This window comes from Roseovarius sp. 217 (assembly GCF_000152845.1).
Lineage (GTDB): Bacteria > Pseudomonadota > Alphaproteobacteria > Rhodobacterales > Rhodobacteraceae > Roseovarius.
Genome location: NZ_CH902584.1, coordinates 2,369,680 through 2,387,462, shown reverse-complemented (window position 1 = coordinate 2,387,462; position 17,783 = coordinate 2,369,680). Strand labels below are relative to the sequence as shown.

Annotated in this window: 17 protein-coding genes and 2 pseudogenes; 10 read left to right on the top strand and 9 right to left on the bottom strand. The window is 58.0% G+C overall.

Translation table 11 applies throughout. From position 1 onward, the window contains the following. Nucleotides 1-436: 436 nt before the first annotated feature. The 6 genes and pseudogenes from ROS217_RS11380 to ROS217_RS11355 all read left to right on the top strand — a co-directional run bounded on the left by ROS217_RS11380 (nucleotide 437) and on the right by ROS217_RS11355 (nucleotide 4,486). Nucleotides 437-697, top strand: coding sequence for a metal-sensing transcriptional repressor (locus ROS217_RS11380; RefSeq protein ID WP_009817898.1), 261 nt, complete (start codon nucleotides 437-439; stop codon nucleotides 695-697). Nucleotides 698-707: 10 nt separating this feature from the next. After that, complete coding sequence (locus ROS217_RS11375; protein WP_009817897.1) at nucleotides 708-2,027, top strand: MFS transporter; 1,320 nt, start codon at nucleotides 708-710, stop codon at nucleotides 2,025-2,027. 200 nt (nucleotides 2,028-2,227) lie between these two features. Further along, nucleotides 2,228-2,545, top strand: a pseudogene (locus ROS217_RS11370) (hypothetical protein); the annotation flags it as partial. 291 nt (nucleotides 2,546-2,836) lie between these two features. Beyond that, on the top strand, nucleotides 2,837-3,772 hold the full coding sequence (locus ROS217_RS11365; protein ID WP_009817895.1) for a DnaJ C-terminal domain-containing protein: 936 nt from the start codon (nucleotides 2,837-2,839) through the stop codon (nucleotides 3,770-3,772). Next, the gene (locus ROS217_RS25010) at nucleotides 3,769-4,125 is read left to right on the top strand and encodes a MerR family transcriptional regulator (RefSeq protein WP_009817893.1); all 357 of its coding nucleotides are present in this window, start codon (nucleotides 3,769-3,771) and stop codon (nucleotides 4,123-4,125) included. Before ROS217_RS11365 ends, ROS217_RS25010 begins: the two co-directional genes overlap by 4 nt. Nucleotides 4,126-4,174: 49 nt before the next feature. Continuing rightward, nucleotides 4,175-4,486 (top strand): hypothetical protein, encoded by a 312-nt coding sequence (locus ROS217_RS11355; RefSeq protein ID WP_050766386.1) that lies wholly within the window; start codon nucleotides 4,175-4,177, stop codon nucleotides 4,484-4,486. Nucleotides 4,487-5,059: 573 nt separating this feature from the next. Here the strand turns inward: ROS217_RS11355 and ROS217_RS11350 are convergent. Further along, nucleotides 5,060-6,145: a DMT family transporter gene (locus ROS217_RS11350; RefSeq protein WP_157046590.1), complete on the bottom strand. Its 1,086-nt coding sequence runs from the start codon at nucleotides 6,143-6,145 to the stop codon at nucleotides 5,060-5,062. 366 nt (nucleotides 6,146-6,511) lie between these two features. On the opposite strand from ROS217_RS11350, the gene ROS217_RS25005 reads away from it, so the two are divergent. Further along, on the top strand, nucleotides 6,512-7,057 hold the full coding sequence (locus ROS217_RS25005; RefSeq protein ID WP_198134920.1) for a Fic/DOC family N-terminal domain-containing protein: 546 nt from the start codon (nucleotides 6,512-6,514) through the stop codon (nucleotides 7,055-7,057). Here the strand turns inward: ROS217_RS25005 and ROS217_RS11345 are convergent. The 5 genes and pseudogenes from ROS217_RS11345 to ROS217_RS23190 all read right to left on the bottom strand — a co-directional run bounded on the left by ROS217_RS11345 (nucleotide 6,942) and on the right by ROS217_RS23190 (nucleotide 12,348). Continuing rightward, nucleotides 6,942-7,619 carry a TVP38/TMEM64 family protein gene (locus tag ROS217_RS11345; protein WP_040650549.1) on the bottom strand — a complete coding sequence of 226 codons (678 nt, stop codon included), beginning with the start codon at nucleotides 7,617-7,619 and terminating at the stop codon, nucleotides 6,942-6,944. The genes ROS217_RS25005 and ROS217_RS11345 overlap by 116 nt on opposite strands. Nucleotide 7,620: 1 nt before the next feature. Next, nucleotides 7,621-7,842 (bottom strand): DUF302 domain-containing protein, encoded by a 222-nt coding sequence (locus ROS217_RS11340; protein WP_302621686.1) that lies wholly within the window; start codon nucleotides 7,840-7,842, stop codon nucleotides 7,621-7,623. 85 nt (nucleotides 7,843-7,927) lie between these two features. Further along, nucleotides 7,928-8,719, bottom strand: a complete 792-nt coding sequence (gene istB / locus ROS217_RS11335) for an IS21-like element helper ATPase IstB (protein ID WP_009816053.1) — start codon at nucleotides 8,717-8,719, stop codon at nucleotides 7,928-7,930. Beyond that, nucleotides 8,709-10,237: pseudogene (istA, locus tag ROS217_RS11330) on the bottom strand (IS21 family transposase). The gene istB and the pseudogene istA overlap by 11 nt, the downstream one beginning before the upstream one ends. A 1,001-nt stretch (nucleotides 10,238-11,238) precedes the next feature. Beyond that, nucleotides 11,239-12,348 (bottom strand): Hint domain-containing protein, encoded by a 1,110-nt coding sequence (locus tag ROS217_RS23190; protein WP_009817886.1) that lies wholly within the window; start codon nucleotides 12,346-12,348, stop codon nucleotides 11,239-11,241. A 334-nt stretch (nucleotides 12,349-12,682) separates the two neighbouring features. Between ROS217_RS23190 and ROS217_RS11320 the strand changes: the two genes are divergently transcribed. Then, a complete protein-coding gene (locus tag ROS217_RS11320) occupies nucleotides 12,683-13,033 on the top strand; it encodes a hypothetical protein (RefSeq protein ID WP_009817884.1) in 351 nt (116 codons plus the stop codon). A gap of 45 nt (nucleotides 13,034-13,078) precedes the next feature. Here ROS217_RS11320 and ROS217_RS11315 read toward each other — a convergent pair whose 3' ends face one another. The 3 genes from ROS217_RS11315 to ROS217_RS11305 all read right to left on the bottom strand — a co-directional run bounded on the left by ROS217_RS11315 (nucleotide 13,079) and on the right by ROS217_RS11305 (nucleotide 16,679). Then, nucleotides 13,079-14,365: a tyrosine-type recombinase/integrase gene (locus ROS217_RS11315; protein WP_009817883.1), complete on the bottom strand. Its 1,287-nt coding sequence runs from the start codon at nucleotides 14,363-14,365 to the stop codon at nucleotides 13,079-13,081. Nucleotides 14,366-14,694: 329 nt separating this feature from the next. Next, nucleotides 14,695-16,023 (bottom strand): ATP-binding protein, encoded by a 1,329-nt coding sequence (locus tag ROS217_RS11310; RefSeq protein ID WP_009817882.1) that lies wholly within the window; start codon nucleotides 16,021-16,023, stop codon nucleotides 14,695-14,697. Beyond that, nucleotides 16,020-16,679: a response regulator transcription factor gene (locus ROS217_RS11305; RefSeq protein ID WP_009817881.1), complete on the bottom strand. Its 660-nt coding sequence runs from the start codon at nucleotides 16,677-16,679 to the stop codon at nucleotides 16,020-16,022. The genes ROS217_RS11310 and ROS217_RS11305 overlap by 4 nt, the downstream gene beginning before the upstream one ends. A gap of 146 nt (nucleotides 16,680-16,825) precedes the next feature. Here ROS217_RS11305 and ROS217_RS11300 point away from each other — a divergent pair, with 146 nt between their 5' ends. Then, a complete protein-coding gene (locus ROS217_RS11300; RefSeq protein WP_009817879.1) occupies nucleotides 16,826-17,143 on the top strand; it encodes a PepSY domain-containing protein in 318 nt (105 codons plus the stop codon). Next, nucleotides 17,136-17,774, top strand: a complete 639-nt coding sequence (locus ROS217_RS11295; protein WP_009817878.1) for a cytochrome b/b6 domain-containing protein — start codon at nucleotides 17,136-17,138, stop codon at nucleotides 17,772-17,774. Before ROS217_RS11300 ends, ROS217_RS11295 begins: the two co-directional genes overlap by 8 nt. Nucleotides 17,775-17,783: the final 9 nt, after the last annotated feature.

Below are 17,783 nucleotides of genomic sequence, written 5' to 3'. Positions count from 1 at the left end.
TGCACGTGGAGGTCGGTCGATCATGTAACTGCGATGTGGTCCTGCCGAGGAAGCATGGAGATGCCAGACATCACGGCTTTGCCATACTTCGTTCGTTGTCGCGGCAAGCGCTAGCACAGCCGGACTATGGTCATGATCAGCCACATCGTGACTATGACCATGTAAAGCCCATGCCAAGTCTTCGTGGAAGCCGTGGGTATGCCCATGTTCCGCGATCACCGCGCGATGATCTGCAATGACATCGAACACCGTTGGCGCATGGTCCGTCGCAGGTGCGATGGACCACACGACGAGCGCCAGACACAAAAGTGCCGACCACGCGGTTCGTCCAAGAGTTTTCAGCCGTTGCACGGGATTTCCTGACTGCTCGATCCTGTCCGCAGCATGTTGTTCATGCCATCTTGTTCTATCCCCTCGGGGGGGATAATTCTGTTCTATGATAAAGCCCCATCCCCATGCAACCCACCCTGCTTTGATCGCTCGGCTCAAACGCGCCGATGGGCACCTGCGTGCAGTGATCGAGATGATCGAGGCAGGCAAACCCTGCGTCGAGATCGCGCAACAGATGCAGGCGGTCGAAAATGCAGTAGCCAATGCAAAGCGCGCCCTGATCCATGACCATATCGACCATTGCCTCGATGCAGACCAATCCCCTGCGGATCGTGAAGAACTGAAAGCGATCTCGCGCTACCTTTAGGACCGCCCCCATGCTGCAAGTCCTTGCCGACCGGACCTACCGTCACCTCTTCGCGGCACAGGTCGTCGCATTGCTGGGCACGGGTTTGGCAACCGTCGCACTTGGCCTGCTGGCCTATGATCTGGCGGGCGACAATGCCGCGATGGTGTTGGGCACGGTCTTTGCGATCAAGATGGTGGCCTATGTGGGCGTTGCACCTGTCGCCGCTGCTTTTGCCGACAAGGTGAACCGGCGCGTGTTTCTGGTGGTGCTTGATCTGGTGCGGGCGGGTGTGGCGCTATGCCTGCCCTTCGTGACGGAGATCTGGCAAGTTTATCTGCTGATATTCGTGCTGCAATCCGCCTCAGCCGCCTTCACGCCAACTTTTCAGGCGACGATCCCCGACATCCTGCCGGACGAGGCGCAATATACCCGCGCGCTGTCGCTGTCGCGGCTGGCCTATGATCTTGAAAATATCGCAAGCCCGATGCTGGCGGGGCTGTTGCTGGTAATGGTCAGCAATAACGCGCTGTTCCTGGGCACGGTGGCAGGCTTTACCGCCTCGGCCGTGTTGATTGTCTCGGTTATTTTACCAAGCCCGCAACCATCCGCACCGCGCGGCATCTATGATCGCACGACGCGCGGCATCCGCATTTACCTTGCCACGCCACGTTTGCGTGGTCTGCTGGCGCTGAACATGGCGGCAGCGGCGGCGGGCGCGATGGTGCTGGTCAATTCTATCGTGCTGGTGCGTGGGACGTTGGGTTTGGACGCGTCCGCCCTTGCGTGGACGTTGTTCGCTTTCGGAGCGGGGTCGATGGCAGCGGCACTATTCTTGCCTCGCCTGCTCGACAGGATTACGGACCGGGCGGTGATGATCGGCGGTGCAGCCCTTATGGTGCTGACGCTGGCCACACTGGCCGGTGAAGTCGCAATGGGAGGACTGATCTGGCCGGTGCTGCTCGGGGCGTGGCTGATTGTGGGCCTCGGGTATTCTGCCGTCTTGACGCCATCGGGGCGGCTGTTGCGCCGCTCTGCCCATCCAGAAGATCGCCCCGCGCTGTTCGCGGCACAATTCGCGCTAAGCCATGCCTGCTGGTTGCTGACCTATCCGCTGTCAGGATGGCTGATGACGCAGTTCGGTCTGGTTCCGGCGATCGGCGTGATGACGACGCTGGCAGGTGCAGGTATCTTTGCCGCCGCGCGCTTTTGGCCAAGCGAAGATCCGGAAACACTTGAGCATACGCATGATAACCTTCCTCCCAACCACCCGCATCTTCAGGAGGGACGGAGTCATACGCATACGTTCATCGTAGATGAGAACCATCCCCGCTGGGGCTCCAAATTGTAGGGTGTTGCAAAGCCTTATGACGGCTGCCCGTTAAACTGGAAACAGGTCTGCCTTTAACCCAACCCAAAATTCATGACGCCAGGCAGCGAACGCCCGCTCCCCGGCCGAAAGGTCGCAGCCGGATTGCACATTGCCACTCCATTCGAGACCTGAACCTTGGGCCCAGCTCAATGCGGGAGATGAACTGTGACGATTCAAACTCTGGCGGTGCTGGCAATAACTTGATGACCGGGGGTGCAGGTGCGGATCAGTTCGTGTTCTCTGCCTTTTTCGATGGCGAGAGTGATGTGATCACCGATTTCGAGTATGGGATCGACCGCTTCTTCATCCGCCGCTTCGATCCCGATACCGGCGTTGAGAATATCAGCAACGGTGGTAATGGTCTGGCAGGGTTCGTCGCGGCGATGAATATCGTCGATACCGATGCAGGCGCGCAAATGACGGTGAATGGCAACACGATCCTCGTTGAGGGTATCACTGCCGCGCAACTCACAGTGGATGATTTTACGTTCTTGTGAAGCGCAAGGCATTCCGCCCGTGTCTACTTGTGAATCTGATAGAACTGTAAATCCATTTAGACCGACGGTAGACATTGCACGCGTCCTTCTTGGCGCTGGTTAAGCGGCATCAGTTGATAGTCGCTGACAAGATGCTCGAATTGCAGTGCGGCCCGAACGAGATTGATCCAGAGCAATGCGGTATCGGCGTTAGTATGCTATGCATTTGCAGTGTCATACTCGGAGTCAGCGCCTGACGGCTCTAAGCCGTATTCAGGATGGCCTTAGGGGTGTCAAAGGAGGAGCGTGTTTATGGGTGACGACCCATACGAGGTGCTGGGCATCAAGCCGACAGCAACGCAGGATGAGATCAAGAAGGCGTATCGCAAGCTTGCAATGAAGCTCCACCCGGATCTAAATCCTGACGATGCTCGCAAGAAAGCTGAGTTTCAAGCCGTCTCAGCGGCCAATGATCTGTTGAAAGATCCAGACAAGCGCAAACGCTTCGATGCGGGTGAGATTGACTCCAGCGGGCACGAGCGGCAGGAACGACAGTATTACCACCAATATGCCGATCAGGATGCTGGTCGCCGCTACGACCCCGGTGTTGCCGGAACCGAATTTCGGGACGCGTCGGATTTGTTCTCTGAACTGTTCGGGCGTCGCCGGCCAAGTGCTGGTGGACAATCTCAGCACGAGTTCCATGCACGCGGTCTCGATGCCCGTTACCATCTAGAGGTCGATTTCTTGGACGCCGCACGCGGAGCCCGGCGCAGTGTGACGATGCCGGATGGAAAGACTATTGAGATCACGATCCCACCAGGTTTGAGAGATGGTCAAACACTCCGTTTGCGCGGCAAGGGGGGGCTGGGTATCGGACAGGGGCCAGCCGGTGATGCGCTGGTGACGTTTGGTGTGCGCCCTCATCCTGTTTTTTTGCGGGAGGGCGATGACATCGAGGTTGTTTTGCCGATTACCTTTGATGAGGCAGTGCTGGGTGGCAAGGTCGACGTGCCGACAATCTCTGGGCCTGTGTCCATGACCATTCCGAAAGGGGTTTCGTCTGGCCATCGCCTCCGGCTCAAGGGTAAGGGGATCAAAACAGGGGAAGGGCAAGTCGGAAATCAGTATGTCCGCCTCGCTATCGTTCTGCCCGACAAGATTGATGTTGAGATGGAGGATATTGCCCGGCGCTGGCGAGATCAGGCCGGTTTTGATCCGCGTAAAGACCTGCGGAGGAACACATGAGCTTAGATGAACACACGGTTGTTGCACAGGTTGCGCGCCTGAACCTCAAGGAACTGCGCTTTTGGGTGCGGCAAGGCTGGCTTCGTCCAGCCCAGAGTGATGCAGGACCAGTATTTGACGAGCTGGACATCGCCCGAATCCGATTGTTGTGCGATCTCAGAAAGGAGATGTTCATCCCCAACGACGCTCTGCCGGTCGTTCTCGATCTTGTTGACCGCCTGCACCAGACCCGTCGTGAGTTTCGCGCCCTGGCCAAGGCGTTGGACGAGCAGCCCGAAGACGTGCGGCATTCGGTGGTTTGCAGGTTTCAGGATATTCATGGAACCAAATACACAGCGGAAGACGACCGCTAAGGATCAAACAGGTCTCAAGCCCTAAATCAGGATCGAAAAGGAGTGACATATGCATGCTGATCTTTTGACAAGACGCCGTGTTCTGATGTTGACCTATCGACGTTACTTGGAAGCGGACCGGGCGTGGAGCATGGCGCTGGAGGAGTTGAAGGGCTGGTTCCCGTTGACCAATCGACCGGGTCCATCGGTAATCGGAAACCCAGGCTCGCCCATAAGGCGTTTGTATGAACGGCGCGAACAGGCCTTGCTTCAGATGCAGGTTGCGCGCCGAAAACTGGAGGTTGCAAAACAACGATTGGTCACAAAGCACGAAAACACGCGTGGTCGCCAGATCCTGCTCGTCTCTTATCAAGCCTTTTAGAACGAGCCTATATGCACCCTCGGAGGTTCAAGTTCTTCGGCGTGACCAAAAACATGCCGACGCCCAGAAGGGAATGAGAAAAGCCGCGAACCACACTTAAATGCGGGACCAACTTTACCACTTGGACCGGATAAACCAGAAAAATCTATTGAATTCAATGTGGTCCAACGGTCCAACCGGTCCAACCGAAATCACATATCGATGCCTAAAGATAAATTGCCCATGATGCGTGCGGTCTCTGGCATGTGCCAAGACGAGGGCACCTTTTGAATTGTCAAGATAGGTCCAAGCTCGCGCCGCCGAGGAATGGCCCGCTCGAACGGTATAGACCTCTGCCCAATTGCACGGGAGCGATCGCGAAGTCCTAGAAACTCCTATTGAACGCGATGGGGATGCATTCTGGCTCCAGCACCGCCCCGTGGCCTATCCTCCCATTGCAGGACGCGACCAGGGCAATCTAGGAGGAGCCGTGGAGAGGGTCCATGGCGGGTATGCTCTTGTTGGCGCGCCGTGTCCCGACTCCGCCAGCTGGCAGGCAGTTGTATGGTCTGACCGAGGAGGCGACCGAACGCATTATGGCTGCACGTGGGGTCGGGGCGACCAGGCGAACGGCTTTTGCGGCTCCCGATCGTTGATTCGGACGCCCTGGTTCATTGATGCAATTTGCTGTCGCGAAAACAGCCCATTGCCGATCGCAATCGCCAGCACGATCAGCGCAGCCCCCGGTATCAGGCCCGGCCCCGCAGTCTCGCCCAAGAGCACCATCGCAATCAGGATCGCAGCGAGCGGCGAGAAGGCTGTAGCGAGCGAAAGCTCAGAGGCGCGAGCGTGTTTCAGTGCCATGTTCCAGGCCAACTGGCTCAGCACGATGACCACACCCGCATACAACCAGATCCACTGCCACAGCAGCGGTGAAAGAATATCACGAAACACCTGGGGGCCGTAGAGCGCCGAGACGAGCACGAAATAGATCGCCGCGCCAACGACGGTGCGATAGATCGAGAAGATCCCGAGCGGGATATCCCGCAGGCTTACGCGGGTCACCAGCGTCGAAGCGACGTAGGACAGTGTTGCCGCGACGGTGGCCCATTCGCCGGTGCCAAGCGCGCCAAACCCGCCACCGTCGCGCGATCCGATCATCACAACGGCACCGGTCATAGCGATAAACCCGGCCGTCATGGTGCGACGGCAGACCCGCTCATTCAGCATCAGCCAGGCGGCCAGCAGAAACAGCGGTGGCTCGATACGAGAGACCAGAACCACGTTGGTCACGCTGGTATGGGCCAGCGCGTAGAAGAACAGCCCCGGCGTTAGCGCCGACGACAGAAAGGCCGAGAGCGTCAGCATACGCCAGTCGCGGCGGGTCAGTCGCGCAATATTGGCACGGGTCCAGTCGCGCCGGAACAGAAAAACCATCGGAACGACCGAGAGAAGCGAACCGAGCAACAGCAGATTCATGTAGGTTATGGCATTGCGCCCTTGGTCAACGGGATTGGCCTCGCCGATATCGACCAGCAGTGCCACGATAGAATTCGAAGCCGCATAGATTAGCACTGCAATCCAGGCACAGATCAAACCCCATCTCGCAATCGGCAGGTGGCGGATGGCCAGACAGATGTCTGTTGTTATGGGCCGTCTAAGGGTTATTGTGTTCTGCATCGTTGCTCCTCGGGCCCGGGATTTCGGGCAGGGTCACAACGAAACACGCAGGACGGACGTTGAAAGTTTCAGACTGGCCCCTGAATGCCGCCATCAAACCGCGTCTGGATGGTATAAATCTGGAACCTGATCTCTGAGGAATTCGCGCTTGTTGACATTAATAAAACCGGCTCTTTTCACATAAGCTCCGAGACATGTTATCGAAGTTGCAGTTCGTTAACGCATGGTGCCCATCATGTTAACGGCGACCTACACAATACCCGTGGTTCCGCCGCCCGTGGAGTTGGAAACGGTTGCCCTTTAGAAGGCGCTGGTGCGCGCGAACCGTGCTTCAGCTGAGCTAAAGGGTCGTGCGGTGCGGCAACTATACCAAATCAAGGCATCCTCATCGACACTCTTGCGCTGCAAGAGGCCAATTCGTCGTCTGAGATCGAGAATATCGTCACGACGCAGGACGAGCTTTTTCAGGCTGGCCTGTTTCCGGAGGGACCGCAATCCGGTGCCGCCAAGGAGGTGTCGCTCTACCGCGACGCCGTAAAGCTCGGGTTTCGACACCTCGTCGAGAGTGATAGCCTCATCACCAACCGCACGCTGATCGAGATGTTCCGACTATTGAAGGGGCGCTCAGAAGGATTGCGATCCACCCCCGGCACAGCGCTTCTGAACGAGATGATGCAGGACATGATCTATGTGCCGCAACAGGACCTCCGTGAAATTGAAATCCAGATGTCGGCGCTGGAGCGGTTCGTGAACGATGACGCGCTTCGCGATCTCGACCCTCTCATCAAGATGGCGCTCATCGAGTGCCTTCTTCTTGAGGCTTTCTCCGTAGCGCCACCCACAGAAGCGGTGCTCCCGTCACCAACCCAAGGCCAGCCACGGCCCAGGTTGCCTCGCCCATGTCCCCACTGACCGCCTCACCACCGAAATGCGCAAGCAAGAAGCTGGCCGGAATGATGCCAGCCAATGTGGCGCATGCAAATCGCCAGGCGTGGAGCCGGCTGAGGCCTGCGGCATAGCTGATCATGTCAAAGGACACGAAGGGCATCAGGCGACTTGCAAAGACCGTGGTCGTCAAGGCGGTCTGCGAACCCAGAAGGCCGGCATCGAGCTTGTCGCCGAATACCCGTCGCAAGACGTCGTGCCCCAGAACCCGCGCCAATCCGAATGCGATCAGCGCCCCCAGTTCAGCTCCAGTCACGATCAAGACTGTGCCCCAGATATGACCGTAGGCCGCGCCCGCCGCCAATGCGATCGGCGCGCTTGGTATCGGGCTGGCCACGACTGCGACTGTCATCAATGTTACGATTATAAATGGCCCCCAGAGACCCGCTTGCGCCACCAGTCTGTCGATACGGTCACTGTCCACTAACCGGCCAGCTTCGGTGAGTATCGAAGGGACGACCAGCCAGAGACCGACAAGACCGACCACGAGGATCGCAAGTCCTACGACTGTGGCAGCGCGTGGGGTCATGTCAGATTGCCGCGATAGCCTTGGCAAGCATGTCGCGCACATCATCTGCAACTGCGATCAGCTCGACGTTGTCTATGGCTTGCGTGTAGGCTACTTTATCCATCGTGCTGACCTCGACACCTTCTTCGACGGCGCGCAGGACGATGTTCCAGGGGAGCATCGCGCCGACCCGACATTCAACCCCGATCGCCTGATAGCTCATATTTGGACTGCGGGCCTCCAGATTGCGGCAGGCTGTTGATTGTCACTGAGAACTGACCCGGCATTTTCATCGAGATCTGACCCACCCAGTCGTTATGATCTGCTGATTATGATGGCGTCAATGCTGTTGCCTCCTTTCGCTTTTTCTTTGCCGTTTCGGAGCTGGCCTTGAAGCGGTAGCTGTCATTGCCGGTCTCGAGGATGTGGCAGCGATGAGTGAGACGATCGAGTAGCGCTGTGGTCATTTTGGCATCGCCAAAGACGCTGGCCCATTCACTGAAGCTCAGGTTGGTGGTGATGATGACGCTGGTGCGTTCATAGAGTTTGCTCAGAAGATGGAAGAGCAGCGCGCCACCAGAGGCGCTGAACGGCAGATATCCCAGCTCGTCCAGGATCACCAAGTCGGTCTTGACCAGCGCCTCGGCGATCTTCCCGGCCTTGCCGTGAGCCTTTTCCTGCTCCAGCGCGTTGACCAGTTCGACGGTTGAGAAGAAGCGCACGCGTTTACGATGATGCTCGATGGCCTGAATGCCGAGAGCCGTTGCAACGTGTGATTTCCCTGTCCCCGGACCTCCGATCAGCACCACATTCTCAGCCGCGTCCATAAACTCACAACGATGAAGTTGACGGACCAAGGCTTCACGGATCTCGCTGGCGGCAAAGTCGAAGCCAGAGAGGTCTTTATAGGCCGGAAAGCGCGCCGCCTTCATGTGATAGGCGATAGAGCGCACCTCGCGTTCGGCCATTTCCGCTTTGAGCAGTTGCGACAGGATCGGCATGGCGGCTTCAAATGCGGGCGATCCTTGCTCATGCAAATCCTGCACAGCCTGCGCCATGCCTGGCATCTTCAGGCTGCGCAACATGATGACGATGGCAGCACCTGCGGGATCATGACGCATCGCGCACTCCTTTCTGGGCGCGCAACCCATCATAGCGCGCGACGTTGGCCTCGGGCTCCTGGCTCAGCGACAAGGCGGCTGGAGGGTTCACGTCTGGCTGGTCAGTCAGCTTGCCATCCAGCAGCCTGTGGAGCAGATCAGCACATGGGTTTTGGTCGGCACGCCGGCCTCTAACGCCAATTCCACTGCGCAGAGCACCGCCTGTTCATCGTGATGCAAGACCAGTGACAAGATATCGACCATCTCTCGATCTCCGCCGGGCTGTCGTAGCATCTTCGCCTGCAGCAAGCGGAAGGGTTCGGGCATTTCGACGAAGGGCGCGCCATTGCGCAGCGCCCCGGGTTTGCGCTGAACGACCGCCAGATAATGGCGCCAGTCATAGATGACGCGCCTTGGCTGACGATGGGATCGTTCAATGATCCGCTCATGCGTGCAGATCACATGCCCCTCGGCGACAACGACCAGACGTTCGGGGTAGATGCGCAGGCTCACCGGCCGGTTCGCAAAGCTGGCGGGCACGGAATAGCGGTTGCGATCGAAAGTGATCAGGCAGGTGGGCGATACGCGCTTTCTCTCTTCGACAAAGCCATCAAACATCGTGGGCAGGGGCATCAGGGCAGACTTCTCGACCCCCCAAACATCAGCAATGCTGCCAGGCAGTGCGCCATGTGCCGTCTCCGCCCACAGCAGCTTGCAACGGTCTTCCAGCCATTCATTCAGTGCAGCAAGGTCTGGGAAGACAGGAGCGACCTGCCAGAGGCGATGTCGGGCATCACGCACGCTCTTCTCAACCTGACCCTTCTCCCAACCAGCCGCCGGATTGCAGAACTCGGGATCGAAGACGTAGTGGCTGGTCATGGCCAGGAACCGCGCATTCACATCGCGCTGTTTGCCGACGCCAACCCGGTCGACGGCTGTCTTCATGTTATCATAGATGCCGCGCCCAGGGACGCCTTCGAAGACGCGGAATGCATGCCAGTGGGCATCAAACAGCATCTCATGTGTTTGCAGCAGATAGGCCCGCACCAGAAACGCGCGGCTATGTGACAGCTTGATGTGGGCAACCTGCAGCTTGATGCGCTCACCGCCGATATAGGCCCAGTCCTCGCTCCAATCGAACTGGAAAGCCTCACCCGGCGCGAACACCAGTGGCACGAAAGTCCCGCGATCCGTCGTGTGATGCGCACGCTGCCGTTCACCCTTCCAGTCCCGCACGAAGGCCGCAACACGCTCGTAAGAACCGTCATATCCAAGCTTCACAAGATCGGCGTGCATCAGCTTCGCCGTTCGGCGTTCCTTGCGTGATTTGCGCTGATCAGTCGTCAGCCATGCTGTCAGATGCTTGGCAAAAGGGTCCAACTTGCTGGGGCGATCTGGCACCTGAAACGCAGGTTCAACAATCCCCTCCCGCAAATACTTCTTGATCGTGTTGCGAGACACGCCAGTCCGCCGCGCGATCTCGCGAATGGGCATCTTCTCTCGCAGCGCCCATCGCCGAATAACTTTCAAAAATCCCATGTCTATCACTCCATGCGCCCCCAGCTGATTCAAGCCGGGGCAAGGTTGCACATGGGTCAATTCTCAATGACAATTTCTGCTGTTGCCGGGTCAGTTCTCAGTGACAATCAACAAGGGGTGCATAGATCCCTTCCGTCAGCTTCAATTTGGACAGCGAGAGTGGAGAGCGATCTTGAGGTCGTTGAACGCCAACTCGGTGCAGCACAGGTTGCAATCGATGAAACTTCGCACAGATCGTGCGCACCGGTCTCGGCTGGTGGACACGTTGGGCTGCAAACTCAAATGTGCTCGTTTGCTTCCCAATGCGCTGGCACGAGCGAGGTAATTCGCCTCTCTCACCTGCAAGAACCGCTAGACCAGTTGGACCACTGGGACTGGATGGGCCTTAAAAACACGTTTGTTTCAATGCGGTCCAAGTGGTCTTATCGGTCCAAGCCATGATCAATAATTCGCAAAATTATCAGATCCTCAGAGAGCGAGCCCGTTTCAAGAATCCGCACGAGCAAGGCCATGATCGTCAGTAACGAAGTTCAATTTGGGGATCTTCGCCGAGGAATGGCTCGACATCCTAGTATAGACCCCTGCCAGAATGCATGGGATCGATCGCGAAGTCCTAGAAAATTCCGTCTATGACGATGGGGATGCATTCCGGTGCCGAAGGTGCCCAGTGGCCAAAGCTCCCATATCCCTATGGAACAACGTGATCTCGCCAGATTTGCGGGCAGAGCGGCTCATACAGCTTGGCATGGCTTATGGGTAAGGCAAGCCGCACATTTGTCTTGTGACGTCTACTCCGATTGCCTGACACATAGATCGTGGCTTGATCTGAGGGGAGATTACCGAATTACGAGCAAGTTGCGTTAACAAACGCAGTTAAACGCAGGCAGTTGAATTCGCAGAGCGACGTCCGGATCATGACAGCGGACTTTGTGCTGAGGACGCCGAGCAGTAAATTCGAGATTGGCAAGGCGGTGCAGATCGAACAGACGAATGTCGAGTTGTTAGGCGCTGAGCCGTAGAGCTTGCGCCTCGAACTTTCTGAGCGTGTAGCGCGACAGATGGTAGCCGTTATCATCACGCTCCAGTTCCGGGAACAGCGCTACAATCTCGTCGCGCTCAGTCGGGGTGACTGCGGAGAGCGATTGCTGACCGGGGTAAAGGCTCTCAACAGGGCTTGCTTCGGCAAAAATGATCTGGTGCCCATCGAACAACAAATGCCAATATTCTATAGTTTTGCACGGGACGATGCAGATTGTGTCGCCATCGACCAAGTGTTTGGCGGCAACCAGCACCTGAGGTTCGCCAAAGAGCAATTCAGCATGTGCCCCCGAAACTAATAGACGGTGATTTTGTGAAACCCAGAGATCTCGCACATTGCCAATTGCCCCGCGCTTTATGCGCACGGGGGCGTTCGCGCAGCCCCCCGCAACGGAGGCGCCGCCAATCCAACGAATTGGCTTTGCGCCCTCATCCATTGTGTTGACCAGATCTCCCACTTGCAGCGTTTCAATAGATTGCGGACCTGTGGGCGTCTCGATCAGGGTGCCGGAAACAAAGCATACGATGCTGTTCTCGGCCAGAATATTGAGTTCACTGGAAAAACTTCCGTCGGATAGTTCGCCTCCGGCTATGACGCCATCCCCATTCAGGTCGATATCCTCGTTGGTGGGCACCTTGAGAGGGCCATTTGTCGAGGCCAGAGTGCCTAGGATATCGACGCCGGCCACAACAGCCATCTCTCCAAGGATGGGCGCAGATGGGTCGATCGAGGTTAGTGATGATGCGTCGAATTCCAGATAGCGGTCGCCCATCGTATTGCGCCCGAAATCGATATCCGCTCCGCCGCCAGCCGGGGCAGTGTATTCGTATTTTGCGATATCGTAGAAATAATCCGAGGCATTGTCATAAACCGTTATGCCCACAATCATCGAACCGTCATTTAGCACGCCACCCTCATCTACGCCCGTGACATTGTAAACGACGATGTCATCGCCCTCAAAGACAGCTGTGCCATTATGGATCATCAACTCGCCACCACCCCTGGCGTTCGAGTTTGTTTGCGGATCGCCAATGATGCTGAATCCGTTCAACAATAGCCTTGTATCGGCCATGACTTTTCTCTTTCGCCTCAATTGTCCGCGTCTTCTGCGCGGTTTTATTCGTATTTCTACGCTCAGCTTCGAGTATTACGGCAAAATCATGGCGCAAATAAGGCGGCATCCATTTTTGCTTCAGCGCAGCAGGTTGATGAGACCAGATGTTAGGTGTTGGTTGCGCGACCAAAAAATTCTGACGCGTCGGGCGCGGACTTGATCGAGGTATGCTGCGGCATTTCCGGTGGGCTTTCGATCGGGACGGATTTAGGTCAGGGAAAGGAGGAGGACTTGCTATGACCGGGGCAAAGGTATTGTGTGACCTTATGCAGACCCTGTTTTGAAGAGTCCTATGCGCGAGCCCCGCAGAACGCAGATTGATGACCGGATCAAAACAATTATCAACGTGGTGATTGGGGTATTGGTTGTATTGGTAGCCGACGGCGCGGCGCGGCTGGGCACAACTGAATTGTGGCCACTTGCAGTGGTTATGCCTCTCCTAGTCGCGGGGCTAGTCCTGTTCGAGAAGGTTTTCAACAGATTGATTGATTGGGAATTTCCAAGCGAGGTTCAGCCTGCGCGTAAGTCTAAAGCGCAAGGTTTTGCACGATTTGCGCGGCTTCTAAGCCTTCCAGTCGGCATTGCGATCGGTTTAATCTTGGCACTGTTCGGTTTGACTGACGCGACCCTTGCGATGGTTTGATATTATGCATGGATCTGGGCTCGCTCACCGTTGTCGCAATTGGAACTACTGTCTGACGTCAACACCCGTGGGACAGATTTTAGGATTTGAACCAAGGATGAATTTTGCCCAAGCATCCATCATCTCGCGCCGCCGCTCCAACATGTCACTGCGTCTGTAGGCGCGCTCAACCTCGCTACCGACCGTGTGCGCCAGTGCGATCTCCGCCATGTCGCGAGGATAAGCGGTGCGCTCTGCGGCCCAATCGCGAAAGCTGGAGCGCAACCCATGCGGCACAGCAGGCCGCCGAGATCGGATATCCAGAAAACCAGGGCGCCCCGCCTTCTCCTCGCTCTCCTGGATGCGACGCATGACCGCTGATAATGTCATGTCCGACATCACCCCATTTTTTGGTGATGGAAAAACGACGTCGCAGTTCAGCATACGAGGCATCGCTTCCAGAAGGTCCACGGTTGCCGTCGAAAGAGGCACACGGTGCTCACGGCCTGCCTTCATGCGCTCGGCCGGAACCGTCCAGACCCCTATCTGTAGATCAATCTCGTCCCATTGCGCCCCTCGGATCTCACCCGAACGTGCAGCGGTCAGTGTCAGAAACTCAAGCGCCCGCGCCGCAATGCCCTCTCGGGCGCGCAACAACCGGAACCAAAGCGCGAGTTCGTCAAGTGCAATTGCTGGATGCCGATTATCCTTTTGCACCTTGTTAGGCGACGACAGCAGTTGCTGTAGATTGCCTTTCCAACGGGCTGGGTTCTCGCCATTCCGAAGTCCCATCGCCTTTGACCAGTCGAGCACCGCCTCAATGCGCTGACGCACACGGGACGCCGTTTCATTCTTGATCATCCAGATCGGTCGAAGAACTTCGAGCACATCCTCCACAGAAATATCGGCAACGGCCTTCTCGCCCAGCACCGGATAGGCATATGTCTTGAGGGTCGACTGCCACTGATTGCGGTGCTTGGCGTTCCGTAACTCTCCTTCGACTTTTTCTTCGAAGAAGCGCGTGAAAGCCTGCTCAAAGGTAGTCCGCTGCTTGGTTGTAACAACGAGGGCCTGGCGTTGTTCGCGACGTTCGACAACAGGATCGACCCCGGCGCTAATCTTCCGCCGCATCTCTAGGGCGAGTTCACGAGCCTCTGCAAGAGACACCTCGGGATAGCCACCGAGGCCGATATGACGCCGCTTAAGTCCTACGGTGACACGCAGTATCCATGATCTCGCGCCGGTCTCTGTGATATTCAGGCAAAGGCCATTGACGCCACCAACGGCATGCCGGCCGGGAGCGGAGAGATTTTTGACTTGAAGTGCCTTCAACTCTTTCGCGGGCTTGGGCATTTGTTGCCACCATCCTTGCCACCAATAACAGCTCTATCAGATGCATAAGAATACATCTGCCTGCAACACTAAGTTCTCGCAAACCTCATTAAATATACATCTTTACATATACTTACGCAGCACCCTACATGCGCCTGCAATTCACATTTAGCGGACTGAGCTTCCGCCAATAAAATCAATCTCTTGACGCAGGTCATTGCAGCGCTTCGCGCGGGGCGATGAGGCCCTCCGCTTTGCTGATGACCACCGTATCGCGTCGCTTTGGAGGGACCGTGTCATGGCCCTGTGACGCAAACCCGACAGGGTTCAATTCATAAACCCGACGGGGTTCAATTCATCGGCAGGCTCACAGAGGCCTCAAACCCCGATGCGCCCTCCGAACGGGGTGATTTGAGGACAAGCCCCCCCCCGATACGATCCGCAATCGCCGCGACAATCGCAAGCCCAAGGCCGCTGCCATCCTGCCCGGCCCCCGCGCGCTCGAACCGCGCGGTCAGGCGACCCAGCGTTTCCGCAGGCACCACAGGGCCGTCATTGGCAACGATCAACCGCCCCTCTTGTGTCAAGCTCACGGCAACCGGCGCATCCCCGGAGCCGTGACGCAGCGCATTCTCCACGAGATTTCGGCACAGGATCGCAAAGGCGTCCGGATCAAGGTCCGACAGGAGTGGCGCATCCGGCAGGCTCAGCACGAGACGGCCCGGAGCGAGAGGTCGCGCCAGATCCTCAACCACGATGCGCGCTACAGGACGCAGGTCTGCGGACCGCTCCAACCGCAGCCGCCCACCTTCGGCGCGCGCCAATTGCAAGAGCCGTTCAGACAGGCGCGTCAGGCGTTTGAGCGTCACCTCGATCTCTGCGGCGCGACGCTTTGCCTGCGGGTCCGAGATTTCCGACCGCAGTCGCTGCGCCTGCGCGATCGCCCCGGCAAGCGGCGTTCTCAACTCATGCGCGGCATTTGCTGCAAAGCTGCGCTCGGCCTCAAAGGCGGCATTCAGACGTTCGAGCAACACATTAAGGGTGGCTGCTATAGGGCGGATTTCTAATGGCATATCCTGCGCCGGAACAGGCGACATGTCTCTGGCACTCCGAGCTTCGAGACGTTCCCGGAACAGGCGCAACGACGTGAGGCTCGCCCGGACCGCAACAATGATGGCCAGCAATGCAACCGGAACCACGATCAGCAATGGCAACCCAAGGCCCATCTGGATGTCACGCGCCACAGAGGCACGATACTTCAGAGGTTCCGCGACGGTGATCCGCACAGTGCCCTGAACCGCGTCTTCGCTATAGAGTCTATGGGTCGCGGTCTCGCGAAACCCGGATCCGTCCCAGACCGGAAACACGGCGGCGTCCGCAGCATGAGATTGCAACAGGATGCGCCCCTCGGCATCGCGCACGATATAGGTAAAGAATTCATCATGGACGCGGATCGCCCCAAGGCGCTGGGTGACCCCGTCATCTTCGCGCCCGACAATATCAACCACCGCCAACGGCAAGAGGCGCTGCGCGGTCTCTTGCAGGGCCGCGTCAAACATTGCGTCCATTTCGCTGCGCAGGATCACCGCTGTGACCGAGGCCGCCGCGCTCCAGAGCAGCGTCAGCAATAGGCCCAGCGACAGCGCCAGCCGAGTCTCGAGGCTGCGCAGCCGCCTCATGCCTTGCCCAGTCGGTAGCCTAGGCCGCGTTCGGTCTCGACGATACCCGCGCCCAGCTTCTTGCGCAGGCGGCTGACATGGACCTCGATGGTATTGCTCTCCACCTCTGCGTCATAGGCATAGAGCTTGTCCTCCAATTGCGCCTTGGACAAAAGCTGACCGGGGCGGGCCAGAAATGCTTCGAACAGCGCCCATTCGCGTGCCGTCAGTTGGACAGGTTTTCCGCCGCGATGAACGCTACGGGCGGCCAGATCAATATCCAGCGGGCCATGCGTCACGATCGGATTGGGATTGCCGCTGTACCGCCGCGCAACAGAGCCAATCCGCGCCGACAACTCGGCAAGATCAAACGGCTTGACCAGATAGTCGTCAGCCCCCGCGTTCAGCCCCTCGATCCGGTCCGACACCTGATCGAGGGCGGTCAGGATAATGACCGGCGTCACCTCACCACGCGCGCGCAGCGCTTTCAAAAATCCGATGCCGCGACCATCCGGCAACATCAGATCCAACAGGATCAAGTCAAACGCCGCGCCGCGCACCGCCGCGCCCGCCGCATCCAGCCGGGTGACCCAATCCACTGTCTGCCCGTCGCTGGCGATCTGGTCGCGCACGGCGGCCCCCAGAACCGTATCATCCTCAATCAGCAGAATGCGCATCTTCGCCCCTAATATCCGTGCCTGTGCCCCTCACTCGCCCGTCTGGCTTACATGATACTGACGCCCAAGGGTCTGCTGCTTCAGGTTCACGTCAGTTTCGTCGCGCATGACCTGTTTCAAGATGGCCGCAACGAGGAGTTTGGCCCATGAAGATGACATTGACAATTCTCAGCTTTCTCGCGCTTATTCCCGCCGGGACGGCGCTGGCCAGCGACGATTGCTTTGTGCCCATGGCCGACTGGCAACCGCGCGATGCCGTGGCCCGCCTCGCCGCCGAAAACGGCTGGGCCGTGCGCCGGATCAAGATCGACGACGGCTGTTACGAAATTGACGGGCGCGACCCCGATGGTCGCCAGATCGAAGTGACGGTTCATCCCGCCACGCTTGCGGTGATCGAGTTCGAATATGAGGATGACGACGACGGTCGCTTGCACCGCAGCGGCAAGGATCGCAAAAATGACTGATCTCGCATCCCATACGACCAAGGGTCCGACAGTCCGGGTCTGGGACCCGCTGGTGCGGGTCTTTCATTGGACCCTTGTTGTGGCCTTTGCCATCGCATGGCTCAGCGCCGAGGAGCTTTCGACGGTCCATGAGATCGCAGGCTATGGGATCGCGGCGCTTGTCGCGTTTCGCCTTGTCTGGGGGCTCATCGGCAGCCGCTACGCTCGCTTTGCCGGTTTCATAAAGCGCCCCGGCACGACACTGGCCTATCTGGGTGACATGGTGCGCGGCAAAGAGCGGCGCTATCTGGGTCACAATCCCGCGGGCGCGGCGATGATCGTGGCGCTGCTCGTCACGCTGTCGGGCACAGCGTTCAGCGGTTGGCTTCTCGAAGAGCCGGATCGCATGGCGATGCTGCCAGAGGTGCCGCAGATCGTGGCCCCCGCCTTTGCCGATGGGGACAACGAATACGGCAACGGCGGCGAGGACATGCTCGAAGAAACGCACGAGGTTCTGGCCAATCTGATGCTGCTCTTGGTGGCGCTGCACATCGGCGGCGTTGTCCTTGCCTCGATCCGGCATCACGAAAACCTCGCGCGCGCCATGATCACAGGGGACAAACGCAGCCCTGCGCCCGGCGACATCGGCTGATCCCATAAC